Source organism: Paraburkholderia sp. PAMB 6770 (assembly GCF_057748135.1).
On sequence record NZ_CM173239.1, the window covers coordinates 447,409 to 463,389 of the forward strand.

The 15,981-nt window shown below is 66.9% G+C and carries 14 protein-coding genes and 2 pseudogenes; 10 read left to right on the forward strand and 6 right to left on the reverse strand.

Annotated features, from left to right (window positions below):
• Window positions 1-381: 381 nt before the first annotated feature.
• The 5 genes from AC3AP7_RS19570 (at window position 382) to AC3AP7_RS19590 (ending at window position 4,791) form a co-directional block, all read left to right on the forward strand.
• Window positions 382-753 (forward strand): hypothetical protein, encoded by a 372-nt coding sequence (locus AC3AP7_RS19570; protein ID WP_487364229.1) that lies wholly within the window; start codon window positions 382-384, stop codon window positions 751-753.
• 97 nt (window positions 754-850) lie between these two features.
• Entirely contained in the window at window positions 851-1,534 is a 684-nt protein-coding gene (locus AC3AP7_RS19575) for a DUF4336 domain-containing protein (RefSeq protein ID WP_487364230.1), read from the forward strand.
• Window positions 1,535-1,793: 259 nt separating this feature from the next.
• A complete protein-coding gene (locus AC3AP7_RS19580; RefSeq protein WP_487364231.1) occupies window positions 1,794-2,303 on the forward strand; it encodes a DUF6622 family protein in 510 nt (169 codons plus the stop codon).
• Window positions 2,304-2,679: 376 nt separating this feature from the next.
• Window positions 2,680-3,846 carry a sensor histidine kinase gene (locus AC3AP7_RS19585; RefSeq protein ID WP_487364232.1) on the forward strand — a complete coding sequence of 389 codons (1,167 nt, stop codon included), beginning with the start codon at window positions 2,680-2,682 and terminating at the stop codon, window positions 3,844-3,846.
• An 81-nt stretch (window positions 3,847-3,927) separates the two neighbouring features.
• Window positions 3,928-4,791, forward strand: coding sequence for a LytR/AlgR family response regulator transcription factor (locus tag AC3AP7_RS19590; protein ID WP_487364233.1), 864 nt, complete (start codon window positions 3,928-3,930; stop codon window positions 4,789-4,791).
• Here AC3AP7_RS19590 and AC3AP7_RS19595 read toward each other — a convergent pair.
• Window positions 4,764-4,958 carry a hypothetical protein gene (locus tag AC3AP7_RS19595; RefSeq protein WP_487364234.1) on the reverse strand — a complete coding sequence of 65 codons (195 nt, stop codon included), beginning with the start codon at window positions 4,956-4,958 and terminating at the stop codon, window positions 4,764-4,766. The genes AC3AP7_RS19590 and AC3AP7_RS19595 overlap by 28 nt on opposite strands.
• Between AC3AP7_RS19595 and AC3AP7_RS19600 the strand changes: the two genes are divergently transcribed.
• Window positions 4,957-6,489: a methyl-accepting chemotaxis protein gene (locus AC3AP7_RS19600; RefSeq protein WP_487364235.1), complete on the forward strand. Its 1,533-nt coding sequence runs from the start codon at window positions 4,957-4,959 to the stop codon at window positions 6,487-6,489. The two genes, AC3AP7_RS19595 and AC3AP7_RS19600, sit on opposite strands and share 2 nt — an antisense overlap.
• 9 nt (window positions 6,490-6,498) lie before the next feature.
• Here the strand turns inward: AC3AP7_RS19600 and AC3AP7_RS19605 are convergent, their stop codons facing one another.
• Window positions 6,499-6,966, reverse strand: a complete 468-nt coding sequence (locus AC3AP7_RS19605; RefSeq protein WP_487364236.1) for a VapA/VapB family virulence-associated protein — start codon at window positions 6,964-6,966, stop codon at window positions 6,499-6,501.
• Window positions 6,967-7,448: 482 nt separating this feature from the next.
• Between AC3AP7_RS19605 and AC3AP7_RS19610 the strand changes: the two genes are divergently transcribed.
• The 3 genes and pseudogenes from AC3AP7_RS19610 to AC3AP7_RS19620 form a co-directional block, all read left to right on the forward strand.
• Window positions 7,449-8,786: an MFS transporter gene (locus tag AC3AP7_RS19610; RefSeq protein ID WP_487364237.1), complete on the forward strand. Its 1,338-nt coding sequence runs from the start codon at window positions 7,449-7,451 to the stop codon at window positions 8,784-8,786.
• A 130-nt stretch (window positions 8,787-8,916) separates the two neighbouring features.
• A complete protein-coding gene (locus tag AC3AP7_RS19615) occupies window positions 8,917-9,705 on the forward strand; it encodes an FRG domain-containing protein (protein ID WP_487364238.1) in 789 nt (262 codons plus the stop codon).
• Between the two features lie 14 nt (window positions 9,706-9,719).
• A pseudogene (locus tag AC3AP7_RS19620) lies at window positions 9,720-9,866 on the forward strand (MarR family transcriptional regulator); the annotation flags it as partial.
• Window positions 9,867-9,894: 28 nt separating this feature from the next.
• Here AC3AP7_RS19620 and AC3AP7_RS19625 read toward each other — a convergent pair.
• Window positions 9,895-12,180 carry a xanthine dehydrogenase family protein molybdopterin-binding subunit gene (locus tag AC3AP7_RS19625; protein WP_487364239.1) on the reverse strand — a complete coding sequence of 762 codons (2,286 nt, stop codon included), beginning with the start codon at window positions 12,178-12,180 and terminating at the stop codon, window positions 9,895-9,897.
• Between the two features lie 380 nt (window positions 12,181-12,560).
• Window positions 12,561-13,466, reverse strand: coding sequence for a LysR substrate-binding domain-containing protein (locus AC3AP7_RS19630; RefSeq protein ID WP_487364240.1), 906 nt, complete (start codon window positions 13,464-13,466; stop codon window positions 12,561-12,563).
• A gap of 98 nt (window positions 13,467-13,564) precedes the next feature.
• Between AC3AP7_RS19630 and tam the strand changes: the two genes are divergently transcribed.
• Window positions 13,565-14,344 (forward strand): trans-aconitate 2-methyltransferase, encoded by a 780-nt coding sequence (gene tam / locus AC3AP7_RS19635; protein ID WP_487364241.1) that lies wholly within the window; start codon window positions 13,565-13,567, stop codon window positions 14,342-14,344.
• Here tam and AC3AP7_RS19640 read toward each other — a convergent pair.
• Together AC3AP7_RS19640 and AC3AP7_RS19645 are read right to left on the reverse strand one after the other, a co-directional pair.
• Window positions 14,345-14,584, reverse strand: a pseudogene (locus AC3AP7_RS19640) (LysR substrate-binding domain-containing protein); the annotation flags it as partial. It abuts the gene before it with no gap.
• A gap of 174 nt (window positions 14,585-14,758) precedes the next feature.
• Window positions 14,759-15,490 carry an ABC transporter substrate-binding protein gene (locus AC3AP7_RS19645; RefSeq protein WP_487364242.1) on the reverse strand — a complete coding sequence of 244 codons (732 nt, stop codon included), beginning with the start codon at window positions 15,488-15,490 and terminating at the stop codon, window positions 14,759-14,761.
• Window positions 15,491-15,981: the final 491 nt, after the last annotated feature.

The following is a 15,981-nucleotide window of genomic DNA, read 5'->3' on the forward strand; positions in this document are numbered from 1 at the left end:
CGTCCGAAGCGGGGTTTTCCCTGGCCGCATCGTCGTGCCGGTACGAGGCCATTCGTTCGTGTGCGACCCTGCGGTACCAGGGGGGCATTGCCGCCGCTTCGGGGTGTCTCGTTACTTTTCTGAAAGACCGGAATGCTACTCTGAGCTATTTGCCGAACGGCGTCAAACGAATGGACGGGGTCGTGAAAATGGGCCGGTACGGATAAGTGGGTATACGTGCGGACACGCGCACGCGTTAGTATCGACCAGCGGGCCGGCGCCGTTGCCGCGCCGCGCCGCGTGAGCCGTGACCCGTGGCATGGGCGCAATGGCGGATTGTCGCGATCCGGCCAGTCATGGGCATGCTCTTACGGTGAAGACACTTATGCATACGAAGGCAAAATGCAGCCGCTTTTCACGAGGCTAACCCGACTCGCCGTGGTGATCGTCACCGCGTTCTGCGGCAGCGTGAACGCGACCGCACCCGATCGCATGCTGGACGAAGCCGTTCAGTTGAACCCCTCCGAGTCCCCCGTTGCGATGAAATCGGAGCGGCGCTCGACGGTGATGACGCGCCGTGTGGTTGCGGCGACGCATCGTCAGCGTGGGGAGCGGGCGGATGTCCAGCGGGCAGCGGCGGTCGTCGCGGACGAGAGCGAGGAATTGCCGGGCTTCATCGGTCATGAGGCGATGCCGCGCACGCTATTCGGTGCGGGAAGCATGGCGCTGAGTGCGCTGGGCAGCGGCGCGTCTGTTCCGTTCGCGCGTTCCTGATGAGCGGGTGACATGACGCGACGCGACTTGACATGACGGACCGGTCGTAGCGCATCGGGCCGGCGTACTGCGTTCCTCCCGGCAAACATCTCGACCCATGCTCACCCCGTTCGGACCGGATCTCTATTTTGCCGATGGGCCGACGGTCTCGTTCTACGGTTTTCCGTATCCCACCCGTATGGCGGTCGTGCGGCTCTCTTCAGGCAACACGTGGATATGGTCGCCTGTCGGGCTGACGGAAGGCCTGGCTCAGGCGGTGGAGGCCGTCGGGCCGGTGGCCTGCATCGTGTCGCCGAACAAGCTGCATCACCTCGCGCTGCCGGCCTGGCATGCCCGCTGGCCCGATGCGAGGCTGTATGCGCCCCCGGGGCTTGCACGGAAGCGGAGAGCGCTTCGCTTCGATGGCGAGCTTGGCGACCGCCCGGACCCGCAATGGTCGGCGGACATCGACCAGGTCGTGTTTCGCGGATCGTTTGCGATGGAAGAAGTGGTGTTCTTGCATCGCGCGTCGCGCACGGCGATCTTTGGCGACCTGATCCAGCGCTTTCCCGATGCGACTGCCGTCGGGTGGAAAGGGATGCTGATGCGGCTCGATCAACTCGTCGGGCCGCACGGCAGTACCCCGCGCGAGTGGCGACTGAGTTTTCTCTCGCGCGATGCCGCGCGCTCCGCCCGTCAAAAGGTGCTCGACTGGAAGCCCGAGCGGCTCCTGATCGCGCATGGCGAATGCGTGTGCAGTGAGGCGACGCCTGTGATCGCCGAAGCGTTGCGCTGGATCTGATGCGCCGGAAGGCGGGCCGCCAGCGATCGCGATCGCGATCGCCCGCCTGCGCCTGACCTGCCGATACCGCACGGCACGTCACGCGGCCCCAACGGGCGTGACCGCGTCATTCTGCGGAGCGCGATCCGCGTCTGCCCCATACCGTTCGCGCCGCACGGCCGCATTTCGCGCCGCGTGGCTGCCGCTCGTCGCACGCCGCTCGCGGCGCGCGGGTCCACACGGGCATCATCGCCGGCATCGATTCCGACGGGAGGACGCCATGTTCGCCGCTATTCTTCATCACACGCCGCTGTGGGTCTACGCGATTCTCGCGTATGTCGTCAAACTCGGCGTGCGCCAGTCCACCGACCATCTGCGCGCGCCGCGGCGCGCGGTGCTCATGCCGCTCGCGATGGCCGTGCTGTCGCTGACGGGTCTGCAAACCTCGTTTGCGCACGAGCCGATCGCGCTCGCCGCCTGGGTGCTCGGCCTCGTCGTCGCGCTTGTACTTGCGCGCACGGTCGGCGCGTGGCGCGGCGTGCGCTGGCTGCCCGGCGAACGGATGCTGTTCGTGCCCGGCAACTGGACGCCGCTGCTCTTGATGCTCGGCGTGTTCGTCGTCAAATTCGGCGTCAATGTGATGCTGGCGATGCATCCGTCGCTTGCATCCGCGCAGCCCTTTGTCGCGGTGACCGGTCTCGTCTACGGCGGCTTCAGCGGCGCCTTCGTGTCGCGCGGCATGGCGATGGGGCTGGCCGTGCGCGCGGACTGGCGCTCCACGCTCGCGTGAGCACATCCGCGGCGGCCGCTGCGATCGTGCGAACCGGCTGGACCGCGCCGCTGCGGCGCCTGGGTCGCGCGGGCGTTCTGCTACCATGGATTGGGCCTCGCGTCAGGCCTTGCGTTGAGCCGCGCGTTGGGCCTTGCGTTGGGCCTTGCGTTAGGCCTCGCGTTGGGCCTCGCGTTAGGCCTTGCGTTGTGCCGCGCCGTGCACCCGCTGTGTCCGTTGTGGATCAAGCGCGCCGTGCGCCGCTCGCCGAACGCATGACATGGGCCGGCGGCATCGCGGGGCCGCCTCCTCGTCAATCTGACCGGCACCGGGCGCCGTTTCGCGCCGCGCGGCCGCCAGCCCGCAGCCAGCCCGAACCCTTGTGCCGAGGCTCGTCTTGAATCAGACCCTGCCCATGCCGAGCCATACTGTCGCGTTCCGCTGGGTGATCCGCGAACTGCGCGTCGCCGCGGGCATTACGCTTGCAATGACGGTGTTCACCACCGTCGCGTATGCCGAGCCGTTCTGGCACAGCCTGCTTTACACGGCCTGCACGGCGTTGCCGATCCAGGCGCTGATCGAAGCCGGCCGCTACGGCTTTGCCGCACTGCTGAGGCGGCGCTTTCCCGGCAGCGTGCGGGCGCAGCGGCCCTGGCCCGGCTGGGGCCTGATGGTGCCGTGGGTGATCGTGTCGGGCATCGTCGGCTATGCGGTGGGCGATGGACTCGCCGACCGGCTGGCGGGCCATCGCGGGGCACCGACCGTGATCGTTCACGATGCGCGCACACTGATGCTGAGCGCGCTTGAGATCCTGCTGCCTGCTATCGGCATCACGTACTTTTTCGAGGCGCGCGGCCGGTTGGCTGAAATGACGGCGCGCGGCGAGGCGGCGATGCGCGCCGCCGCCGAAAACAGGCTGAAGCTGCTCGAATCGCAACTGGAGCCGCATATGCTGTTCAACACGCTGGCCAACCTGCGCGTGCTGATCGGCACCGACCCGCCGCGCGCGCAGCAGATGCTGGACCGGCTGATCGACTTCCTGCGCGCGACGCTCGATGCGTCCCGGCGCGGTACCTGTCCGCTGTCCGCCGAATTCGCGCGCATCGACGACTATCTGCAGCTGATGCAGATCCGCATGGGCGCGCGGCTGCACTATCGCCTCGATCTGCCGCCCCAGCTTGCCGCGCTGCCGGTGCCGCCGCTGTTGCTGCAGCCGCTCGTCGAAAACGCGATCCGTCACGGGCTCGAACCGAAACTCGGCGGCGGCAGGCTCGACGTGTCGGCGACGCGGGAAGGCGCTATGCTGACGCTCTGCGTGCGCGACACCGGCGTCGGACTGGGCGCGCCGGATGTCGGTGAAAGGGCGGCAGGGGGCGCGTTCGGCGCGTCGTCAGGAGGCCCGTTTGCGGCATCCCCCGGCGCGCCGGAACGCACGTCGTTCGGCACGCAGCAGGTGCGCGCGCGGCTCAGCGGGCTGTATGGGGCGGCCGGTTCGCTCGACCTCGCGAATGCGACGGATCGCGACGGCGGCACGCTCGCCACGGTGCGCCTGCCGGCCGGCTGAGCACTGCCTGCGCGCCGCCGCGAAGCGCTGTTGCGAAGCGCCGTTGCCTCTTTTGCGCTGCTGTTCTGCTCACGATCCATCATGAACGCCACTGCCTTGATCGCCGAAGACGAACCGCTGCTTGCCGCCGACCTGCAGGCGTCGCTCGCGCGGTTATGGCCCGCGCTGCGCGTGGTCGCGACGGTCGGGGACGGCGCGAGCGCCGTCACGCAAAGCCTTGCGCTGCGGCCGGACGTGCTGTTTCTCGATATCCGGATGCCCGGCATGAGCGGGCTCGAAGCCGCCGAAGCGCTTGCCGACGCGTGGCCGCAGCACGACGCCGGCTTCCCGCTGATCGTGTTCGTGACGGCCTACGACCAGTACGCGCTCGCCGCATTCGAGCGCGCGGCGGCGGATTATGTGCTGAAGCCTGTTCAACCGGAACGCCTCGCGCGGACCTGCGCGCGGCTCGAAGCCCAGCTTGCGCAGCGCGCGTCGGCATGTCGGCACGCGGATGAAGACGCACCGCCGGCACCCCAGGCGCGGGCGGCGAATCATCCCGATCTGGACGCCGCGCTCGACCGGCTGCGCGCGCTGGTTCAGGCGGCCGTACCCGTCGACGAGCGCGCCGATGCGAGTGCGCCACTGCGGATGATCCAGGCGAGCGCGGGCAATACGATCGCGATGGTGCCGGTGGACGAGGTGCTGTTCTTCGAAGCCGCGGACAAATACGTGCGCGTCGTCACCGCGGCGCGCGAACACCTGATCCGCACGCCGTTGCGCGAGCTGCAGCGGCAACTCGATCCCCAGCGGTTCTGGCAGGTGCATCGCGGCATCATCGTGCGTTGCGACGCGATCGACAGCGCGCAGCGCGACGAAAGCGGCCGGTTGACCCTCGTGTTACGCGGTTATGCGGGGCGCCTCGGCGTGAGCCGTCTCTACGCGGACCGGTTCAAGGGGATGTAGGCGCATTGCTCGACGTCGTGCCGCGCGCAGCTTAACCGTTCGCTCAAGCCGGGAGAAAATTTTCTCAACAGATCGGCGGCGACATGCTGGCAGAATTTTCCGTGCATTAAAAGAACAAGACCGGCGGAAACGATCCCGCGCAACGGATGCTTCACGACTTGAGACATGAAACTAGTCCATCAACTTTTGCTGGCGCTAGGCGGCACGCTGCTGGTCGCGTCGGGGGCGGGGCTATTCGGCGTGTTCGAGATCAACGACGCCGCAAACACGTACAGGCGCATCGTCGACGTCGACGATGCGCAAGCCCGCGCAATCGACGCTGCGCTTGTCGCGTTCAAGAACCAGGTGCAGAACGGCAAGGATATTCTGGTGCGTGGTAAGGATCCCGAATTATTCGACAAGTACTGGCTTGCCTTTCGGAAAGACGAGGCGGCGGCGCAGTCGACGACAGAGCGGCTCGCACGGGAACTGCCGCCCGGCGAGGCACGTGCGAAGGTAGAGCAGTTCAACACGCTGCACCGGGCAATGGGCGTGGCGTTCCGCACCGCGCTCAGACAGTTCGAGGCCTCGGGCTTCGACATCGCCGTGGGCGATCACGCGATCAACGGCATCGACCGCGCCTCGGCAATCGTTTTGCGCGAATCGGGTGCCGTTATCGTCAGGCAGGCAAGCGCTGCTGCCGTGCGTGCGAACGCACGGCAAACGCGCGCGATGCTCACGAGCATCGGCGTAATGGCGCTCGTCGCACTCGCCGGCGTGGCGAGCGCACTGGGCTTTGCGCGCGCGGTGACGCACAAGCTCGGCGGGGAGCCCCATGACGCGCGCGACGCGGCGCACCGGATTGCGACGGGCGATCTTCATGTCGCGCTCGCCTTGCGGCCCGGCGATACCGGGAGCCTGATGGCCGCGATGCAGCAGATGACGACCGCCCTGAAAGGCATCGTCGGGCAGGTCCGCGCGAGCAGCGATGCGATTGCGACGGGCTCGGCGCAAATCGCGTCGGGCAACGCGTATCTGAGCCAACGCACCGAGGAGCAGGCGAGCGCGCTTCAGCAGACGGCCGCGTCGATGGAGCAGTTCAGCGCGATCGTGAAGCAGAACGCCCAGAACGCGTTCGAGGCGAGCGAACTGGCGAACGGGGCGGCGTCGATCGCCGTGCAGGGCGCCACGGCCGTGGGCGCCGTTGTCGAGACGATGAAGGGGATCAACGAGAGCGCGCGCAGGATCGGCGACATCATCGGCATCATCAACGAGATCGCGGCGCAAACCAATATTCTCGCGCTCAACGCGGCCGTGGAGGCCGCGCGCGCGGGCGAGCAAGGGCGGGGTTTCGCGGTCGTCGCGGCGGAAGTGCGCGGTCTTGCGCAGCGCAGTGCGCAGGCGGCGTGCGAAATACGAACGCTGGTGACAGCCAGTGTCGGGCGCGTCGAAAGTGGCGGCGCGTTCGTTGACGAAGCCGGGGCCATGATGACGCAGGTCGTCGGCGCGATTCAGCGCCTCAGCGTCATCGTGGGCGAAATCAGCGAGGCTTGCGCGGAACAAAGCGCAGGCGTCGGGCAGGTCGGGGCGGCGGTCAGCCGGATGGATCAAACCACGCAGCAGAACGCGGCGCTGGTCGAGCAAAGCGCCGCCGCGGCGGAGAGCCTGAGTCAGCAGGCGGCGCAGCTGGTTGGCTGCGTCGCGCGGTTTCGATTTTGAGCGAGCCGCTTATTTCCAGTGACCGGTGCCGCCGCCTGTTCCGCCGACGGTGCTCACGCCTCCCGACATGAAGTTGCCGAGGAATGTGCTCCCGTTGCCGAAGAAATTCACGTTCATCATGACCGGGCTGGAGTTGAACTGGAAGCTTTTGGTCTCGGCGTAGAGCCGTTCGATATCTTTCGTGAATACCGTGCCGAACAGCGCGCCGCCACCGGGGCTCGAAATACCGCCTGCATTCCCTTCGAAGCGCTTGATCACCTTGTCGTACTTTCTGTCCGTAGTGGTTTCGATGTTGAAGCGCAGATAGAAAATTGCGCTGATGATCGTGGCCTTGGCCGGGATCTGCTGGGTGTCGCCGAATGCCCGTAATTGTGCGGTAACGCCGGCTATATCGTCGGGTGACAGCACGGCTTTCATCGATTCGGCAAAAATCCTCGCGGCCTCGTCGTGGTCAAACCTGATCAGTTCAGGTTCCATTTGAATGTCTCCTTGCGGGGTCGTGCGTGAACGAAAATGCGCGCGCAAAAGGTATCCGGACGCGCTCATTCAAGTTATGTCGCGACGAGCCGGAATAACATACCTGGAACCTGGTAATCTTCCGGTTAATGGTGAATTTGCATGATGTGCGCATTATCGGCAGCCTGTGACAAGCGCATGATATTCATGCGAGATGCATTGATTGAGCCGATTTCGCGGCGGGTAACGCGTGAAAAATGGGCGCACGAGATTTTTTTGAATTCGCTGCATTTATTTTTGATCAGGAATACTGATGATAAATGAATTCACCTGTTCGCATGTCGACGACGTCGCGAATGCGATGGTGCGCCCGCTGAAACCCAATACACACCGCGGGTCCGTTGCGTCCATACTGTCGAAGAAGTAGCGGCGGGCACAAAGCATGCGGCGGTCGATCCGCCTTACGGCCCGCACGCGTGTCAAACACGCACGGGAGCGCGTTCATGTCGCACAAGATCAGCAACCTTCGTTGGAAAATCGTCGCTTTCCTCATCGCACCCATCACGTTCGTGATGACCCTCGACCGCGCGGCGATGACCGTCGCCGCGCCCACGATCCAGACAGAACTCGGGCTGTCGATCGTGCAGATGTCGATGATCCTGACCGTGTATTTCTGGACCTACGCGATCGGGCAGATGCCGGCTGGCCGTCTCGCCGAGCGCATCGGCTCGCGCAAGGTGCTGGCCGGCACGAGCGCGCTCTGGTCGCTGATGATGATCGCCACGCCGTTCGGCGCGACCTTCGCATGGCTGTTCGGTTGCCGGCTCGTGCTCGGCGGCGCGCAGTCGGGCGACTGGTCGAGCGGCATTGTCGCGATCAAGCGCTGGTTCCCGCGCTCCGAACGCGCGAAAGGCAATTCGGCACTGCTCGCGGGGCTTTACCTCGGGCCGATCGTATCGGCACCGCTCACGGCCTGGACGATCATCCACTTCGGCTGGCACGCGGTGTTCTACGGCTTCGGGGTGCTCGGCCTCGTGCTCGGCCTGATCTGGTGGATCGGCTATCGCGACACGCCGGCGCTTCATCCGCTCATCACGCGGCACGAAGCCGAATTCATCGCGGCGGGGCAGCCGCCGGAAAACCCGCCGGTCAAAGGCGCGTTTCTGCGTTGCTTCAGGCAGCCGCGCTTCTGGGTGTTCGGCATCCAGTACTTCCTGCTCGTGCTGATCCAGAGCTTTTACACGACCTGGCTGCCGACCTATCTGATGCGCGCGCGCGGACTGTCGCTGAAGGCGATGGGCATGTATGCGTCGCTGCCGTGGGTTGCCGTGTTCATTGCGGTGTTCGTGGCCGGCTATCTCTGCGACCGCATCCTGAAGAAGACGGGGTCGATCTACTGGGCGCGCACGCCGGTCGCGATGATCGGCTTCGTGGCGAGCGCGCTTGCGCTGATCGCTGCGTCGCGCGCGGCCAGCATGCCGTCCGTGATCGGGCTGCTGTGCCTGTCGTTCGCGGCGGTGGGCTTCGTGCAGGTGGTGGTGTGGTCCGCCACGCAGGACCTCGGGCGCGCGTTCACCGGCGTGATGTCCGGCTGGACGAACGTATGGGGTGCGCTGTCGAACGTGGCGGGTCCCGTCACCGTGGCCTTCGTCGTCAAGGTGACGGGCAGCTGGGAGAGCGGGCTGATCGTGATCGGCGTGGCCGCCGCGTGCGGCGCCGTGCTGTGGATTTTCCTGCATCCCGAGCGGCCCCTGCAGGGCCATGCGGACGCCGTACCGCATGGGCCGAACGCGGCTGGCGCGCCGGCCGAGCGGGTTCCGCTTTCGGGGCAGGAAGGCTGACCGGCGCGCGGGCGGCGGCGGACGCACCGTCTGTGCGTGAGGTCATGCATTCGCCACGGCAATCGCGTCATAATGGTCTGCGCGCGCCACGCGGCGCCGCGCACCAGCGAATCGATTGCGGGAAGAGTCTATGAAGACGACGGTGTTATCGGGCTGGAACCAGTTCATGGATTTGACGTCGACGCTCGACGGGTGGGCTTTTCGCGGTCAGCAGAACGCACGCTGGCTGCTCGAGAGTTCGCTGTCGCGCTACATGCGGGCCTACGTGCTCGACCACGGCGAATGGCGTAACCGCGAAGAGCGCGCGATTCGCGTGTTCCGGCGCAAGGCGCACAACTTTCTCGTGCATCCGGAACTGCTTTCGAACGACCTGCGCTGTCTCGCGCTGATGCAGCACCACGGCGCGCCGACGCGGCTGCTCGATTTCACGAAGAGTCCATTCGTTGCAGCGTTTTTCGCGCTCGAACGCGCGGTCGACGACGCGGCGATCTTCGCGCTGAACACGCCGGCGCTCTGGAACAACCGGGCGCTGCCGAAGGCTTCGCCCGGTCTCACGCGCGACGTCATCGATCCGCGTGTCGAGGGTCACTTCGACCAGTACTTCTTCAGCAACCGCTATGAGGTGGTGTGGTTCGGCGAGCCGTCCGAGATGGACGACCGGCTGATCGCGCAGTCCGGCACGTTCGTCGTGCCGGGCGTCATCGACAAGCCGCTGCAGGAGATCCTCGACGGGTACGACGCAAGCGAGGAACTGCTGCACAAGATCGTGTTGCCCGCGAGCGTGCGGGTGGACGCGATGAAATGGCTCTACCGGATGAACATCACGAATGCCTCGCTGTTTCCCGGCCTCGACGGCCTTGCGCGTTCGATTGCCCTGGAACTCGAAATCGTCTGGTCCGGCATGCTGCCGTCGCGCTGACGGGTCGCCGACGGCGCGCGACGGCCGCAGGCGTTCGGCTCATCGGGCAAACGGTCCCGTTCGCGCGGCGCGTGACGGAGCGTTACGGCACGCTGAATCCCGGCGAGCGTGTGGTGCTGCGGTTTCTGTTGCGCAAGAGGGTGGAAACGGACGACGAATAGCGCATCCCTCAGCCCGCACGCTGCATGTTCACACGGCTAGCGTGTCGTGCTGCGCCGGCGCGCGCAGCAGGAGGCCCGCGTCGCGCAGGCCGGCGCGTACCGTCTCGGGCGTGAACGGCGGTGCGGTGAAGCGCACGCCGGTCGCATCGAAAAGCGCGTTGGCAAGGGCGGCGGGTCCGGGCACGGAGGCGGATTCGCCGGAACCGAGCGGCGGCTCGCCCTGACGCGGCATCAGCACGACGTCGATCTCGGGCAACTCGGGAAACGTGAGGATCGGGTAGCTGCCCCACTCGCGGCTCGCGACCTTGCCGTCGACGAAGCGCACGCGTTCCTTTAGCGTGCGGCTTAGCACCTGGATCACGTTGCCGTGGATCTGGTGGCGCACGCCATCGGGGTTGATCGTCGTGCCGGTGTCCTGGCCGACCGTCACCCGTTCGACGCGCACCTCGCCCGTCACGCGGTCGACCGCGAGATCCACGATCCACGCGGACCACGCGGCGCCGAAGCCGGGAAAGCGGCTGTGCACGTAACGCGCGTAGCCGATGCCGCGGCCACGCACGATACGCGCAGCGCCGCCGCCAGGGCGTCGCGGACGGGGCGTCCAGTTCGCGCGGATCGCCACGGCCGCGAGCAGGTCGGCCGCGCGCGCATCCGGCAGGTGCCGCAGCCGGAAGTCGAGCGGATCGGCGCCGGTGAGCGCGGCCAGTTCGTCCACGAATGCATCGTGTGCGAACGAGTTCGGCAGTGCGGAGACGCCGCGCAGCCACGACGCGCGCACGAGCGGCGCAAGGTCGTCGCAGACGAAGCGGCGGTTCGGGCTGGCGTAAGGCGACACCGCGGTACGGTCGCCCATTTCGAACACGCTGCCTGTGCTGGCCGGCAGCACGCCGGTCAGCAGCGAGGCGAGCAGCGGCGCGTCGTTGGACGGATAGCGGGTGGCGAAATCGTAGCCGAGCATCTGGCCATCGGCGCCGACCGTGCCGGTCACGCTCACTACCTGGCCCGCGCCTTTGGGTTCCCACAGGTGTTCGTCCGCGCGCGACAGTTGCACGCGCACCGGTTGGCCGACTGCGCGGGAGAGCAGTAGTGCGTCGCCGCAGACGTCGTCCGCACAGTTGCGGCCGTAGCAGCCCGAGGCTTCCATGCGGACGATGTCGATGTCTGCCTCGTCGCGCGCCACGAGTGTCGCGAGGTCGTAGCGCAGCGATACGGGATTTTGCGTGCCGGACCACACCGTGATGCGTCCGAGGCCCTGTTCGCGATAATCGGCGAGCGCGCACGACGGGCCGATCGAGCCGTGCATCTGGTACGGCCAGACGTAGGTGCGCGACAGCGTGTGCGCGCCCGGCGCGGCGCGCGCGGCTTCGACATCGCTTTCGTCGAGCAGCACGCGACGCCTCGCGGGTGCGGCGGCGATGGCCGCGCCCGGGTCGTCCATCGACGCAAGCGTGGGCAGCGGCTTCCAGACGACGCGCAACTCGCGCGCCGCGCGCATGGCCTGTTCTTCGCGCTCGGCCACCACGCCGACGAAATCGCCCAGCACGACGACGGCGCGCAGCCCCGGAAGATGTGCCACGGAGTCGCGCTCGACGCGGTCGAGCAGCGTGCCCACGAACGCGCCTGCGTCGAGGCCGGCATAGGGCGGCCGCACGACCCGTCCGTGCAGCATGCCGGGCACGCGCATGTCGTGCACGAATGTCAGCTCGCCCGTCGCTTTGGCGGGCAAATCGACGCGCGGCGCCGAGCGGCCGATGACGCGATAGGTCGACGGATCTTTCACCGGCGTGTCGAGGTTCAACGCGAGCGCGATGCGGCGTCCCGCCACCAGTCGTGCGAACGGGAGCCGCGCGGCATGGGGGGCATCGCGGCGAAACACCTCCGCATGGTCGGTATCGAGCTGCGCGGCCGGTGTGCCGAGTTCGGCGGCGGCCAGTTCCAGCAGTGCCGCGCGTGCCTGAGCGGCGGCGCAGCGCAGCGGCGTGGCGGAGATCTGGATGGTTGCGCTCGCAATGGTCGGCCCCTGGTTGGGCGTGGCCGCGGTATCGCCGAGCAGCACGGCAACGTGCGCTGCCGGCACATCGAGCTCCTCGGCAACGATCTGCGCGAGCGAGGTCCGGATGCCCGTTCCGAGGTCGACGTGACCGTTGAACGCGAGGATGCGGCCGTCGTCGAGAATCGCGACGAATACCTCGGGGACGTCCGGCACGAACGTCGACATCGTGCCCGGCTGACCGGCGGCGGGGCGCACGGGCTGGGCGGGTTGCCGGACGATGGCGAGGCAGCCGTCGCGGGCGAGCAGTTCGGTACGGTTCACGGGCGATCCATCCTGACAGGCTGAGAAAGCGGCGAGCGTCGAAGCGGATTCCTCCGGCCACAGGGTACGGCGCGGAAAATACGGGGTCAACTGCTGCGTGCGGGCGGTTCGGCGCACCGGTGAGCCGCTTGCTTCGATTGCGGCGCGCGCGGCGTCGAGCGGCATGGCGGCGGCGTGCTTCTGCTGCGTGTCGAACAGGTTTGCTGCATGCGGGGCGATCGCGCTGTATGGCGGGCGTTTCCACACGCACGCCGCTGGTCTTCACGGCGCTGACGATCGGAATCGTTCTGCTCGCGCGGTTGCTGAGGCTGCTGCGGTTGCGCTGTTGCGCTGTTGCGCGGCGCGAGGGCGGAACGCGCAGCCGCGGGAACGGCCGGCCGCTAGCGCCGCAGACCGGGCAGCGTCGCCTGCGCGAGAATCATGTCGTAGAGCACGCGCGCCGCGGGCGACAACTGGGCGGCGCGGCGCGTGACGAGCACCAGCGTGCGCGATACCTCCGGTTCGGCGAGGTCGATCGTGCGGACCATCGGATAAGCGTTCTTCTGGATCGCAAGCTTCGGTACGACGGCCGCGCCGAGGCCTTCGGCGACAAGACCGAGCGCGGTCGAACTGCGCTGGACTTCGTAGAACGAGTGCAGCGTCAGGCCATGGGTCTTCAGTGCGCCTTCGAGCAAGCCGCGGTTGCCGCTCACTTCGCCGGCAAAGATCAGCGGATGCGCGCGCAACGTTTCCCAGCGCACGCGCCGCCGCCTCGCGAGCGGATGATCGTCGCGGCAGACCAGCACATAGGGATCGACCGCGAGCGGTACGCTGACCAGTTCGGGATGCTGGTCGCCCGCGATGCTGATGCCGAACTCCGCTTCGCGTCGCAGCACCGCCTGCAGCACCGACGCCGACGCGTGGTCGAGAATCTTCACGCGGTCGTGCGGACGGCGCGCGGAAAACGCCCGCAGGATACGCGGCAGATACTGGACCCCGACGGTCGGCACACACGCAATGGACACGTCGCCGCGCAGGCTGAGCCCCGTCTCGCGGATTTCCGTCAACGCGTCCGACAGTTCGTTCAGCAGACGGCGGGCCTGCGGCAGGAAGCGCTGCCCGATCTCGGTGAGCGTCGTGCGGCGCGTCGTGCGCTCGATCAGCGCGACGCCAAGATAGGTTTCCAGCTTGCGCAGCCGCTGCGTGATCGCCGTCTGCGTGACGTGCAGCGTATCGGCAGCCTGTCTGAAGCTGCCGCCGTCCGCGATCGCGACGAATGCCTGTACGCCCAGCGTGTCGATTTTCATAAGGAAAGTGAATCAATATCGATGTTAAATTCATTTTACTGAACTCGACGAGACGCGCACACTCCGGCTCATCGACAACCCGACCACCGAGGTGCATCGTGACCGATTCACGGGATCCCTACGCAACACAGTACGTGCAGTTCGAGGACGAACGCACGCGGCCCGTCAGGGATCTGCTGGCCGCCGTGCCGCAGACGCCGATCCGGCAGGCGATCGACATCGGCTGCGGGCCCGGCAATTCCACCGAGGCGCTGATGGCGCGCGCACCGGTCGCCGCCGTGCGCGGACTCGACGCGTCGCCTGACATGATTGCAGCGGCGCGCAAGCGTTTGCCGGGTCTGCGCTTCGACATGGCGGACATCGCGACGTGGGACGAGCCGGGCGCATACGATCTGATTCTGGCGAATGCCGTGCTGCAATGGTTGCCCGCGCACGAAACGCTGTTTCCGAGGCTGATCGGCAAACTGGCGGCGGGCGGGCATCTTGCCGTGCAGATGCCGGACAACCTCGACGAGCCGGCGCACCGGCTGATGCGCGAAGTCGCCGCCGCGGGACCGTGGGCGGCGAGGCTGAAAGGGGTGGAGCGGACCGAGCGGTTCAGCGCGCGCCGTTACCATGCGCTGCTGTCGCCGCTCTGTTCACGGGTGGACGTGTGGCGCACCACGTACTACCACCCGCTGAAGGGCGGTGCGGATGCGGTGGTCGAATGGTTCAAGGGGAGTGCGCTGAGGCCGTTTCTCGCGGCGCTGGACGACAGCGAGCGCGAGGCGTTCGTCGCGCGCTATCGCGACGCGGTGGCGCTCGGCTATCCGGCGCTCGACGACGGTACGGTGCTGCTGCCGTTTCCACGGTTGTTCATGGTGGCTACGCGCAGGTGATCAGGCACGTCGGTTGACGCGCCCGATCAGGAAATCGATGAATGCCCGCGCGCGTGCCGACTGATTGCGCGGGTTCGGGTCGTAGACGAACAGGTCCGCCGACGGCTGGACGCACTCCGGCAGCACGACGCGCAGCCGCCCGCTTTCGAGGTACTTCGCGAGATCCCATTCGGAACACAGCAGGATGCCGTGGCCGTCGAGCGCCCAACTGAGCACGATGTCCCGGTCGTTGCTCGACAGCATGCTCGTTCACGTCGGGGAGAATCCGCGTCGTGTAGTGCAGAAATATCTCGCCTTCGGCGGTCAGGCTGACGCGTCAGTCGGCCAGCCATCGACGCGCCCACGCGGTGACGGGCGCCGCGCCCGCCCGGTCGCCTGACGCGGTGACGCAAAGCGAAGCGCGCGCACACAGGTTCAGCACGGCGCGACCGACGCGCCGACGATCCGGTGCCGCGCGAGTGCATCGGCGATGAAGCCCGACAACTTCATCGCCTCGACGAACGCGTCCAACGCCGCCGCTGCGGCCGCGCCGCGGCTTCGGGGCGTGCCCATGGCCTGCCGGATCACCATGAACCGCTCGTCGAGCAGCCGCAATCCGGCATGCCTGCGCGCGTCGGCTTCGAGTTGTTGCTTCACGCCGGCCGCCACGTCGAGGCCCTCGTCGAGGAACATCGGCACGACGCCCGGCGAGCTTGGCGCGCGGACGATCTGGGCGGCTTTCAGTGCGCGCGTCAGAAAGAGGTCGTACGCGCTGCCCTTGCCCACGGCGACCCGGTTGTGCGGCTGGTCGACGTCGTCGTTCGTGACGACCGGCGAGTCGTCGCGCACCAGATAGAAGCCTTCGATCAGCACATACGGCGCGGTAAAAGCGATCTTCTCGCCGCGCAACGGGTCGATGGCGAAGAAGCCGATATCGGCGTGCTCGTCGCCGACCGCCTCGACCGACTTGCCGGCTGTATCGAAGACCGCCAGTTCGAGCGCGACGCCCAGCTGCGCGGCGAATGCACGTGCAAGATCGACCGAGACGCCGGCCGGCTCGCCGGTATCGGGAAGCGTGCCGGCGAGAATCGGGTTGCCGAGATTGATCGATGCCCGCAGGCGGCCGGTGGGCGCCAGCGCGTTGATGACAGAGGGGTCGAGGGTCATGGTGTCGTTCGTGGCGACCGCGCGCCGGGCGCGATCTCAGGGTTCGGCAGGCGTGCCGGGGGCTGTCTGCGAGCTTGGCGTGGCTAACAAAACCATGTCATCCGAAATCCTAGGGTATACGTCTGAAAGTGAATGACAAGAAGACGAATCAGTGAATCATGGTGGGAAACGCCCGAATCGTTGCTGCCAGAACGACGCGACGCTCTTCATCCAGGACAGCCCACCGCGCGTCGATGACCGTGCTGCGTTGAATGATAGTCTGTCCGTGCTGTTCACAGGCATCCCATGAGAAGCCCTTCTGCAAGAGACGGGTTCCGGTAGCGGAATGACCTGCTGGTGCCGCTACGCGAATGGCAGGACAGCGACGTATGGATTCGGTTGCATGCGGTGATGTTGTCACGCTTTCACGGATACGATGCGATTAATTGGGGCCGCGTGAGCATCGACAGTGCGAGCGTGGCCCGCCCCTGGGGCGAACAGGCCGACCCAAA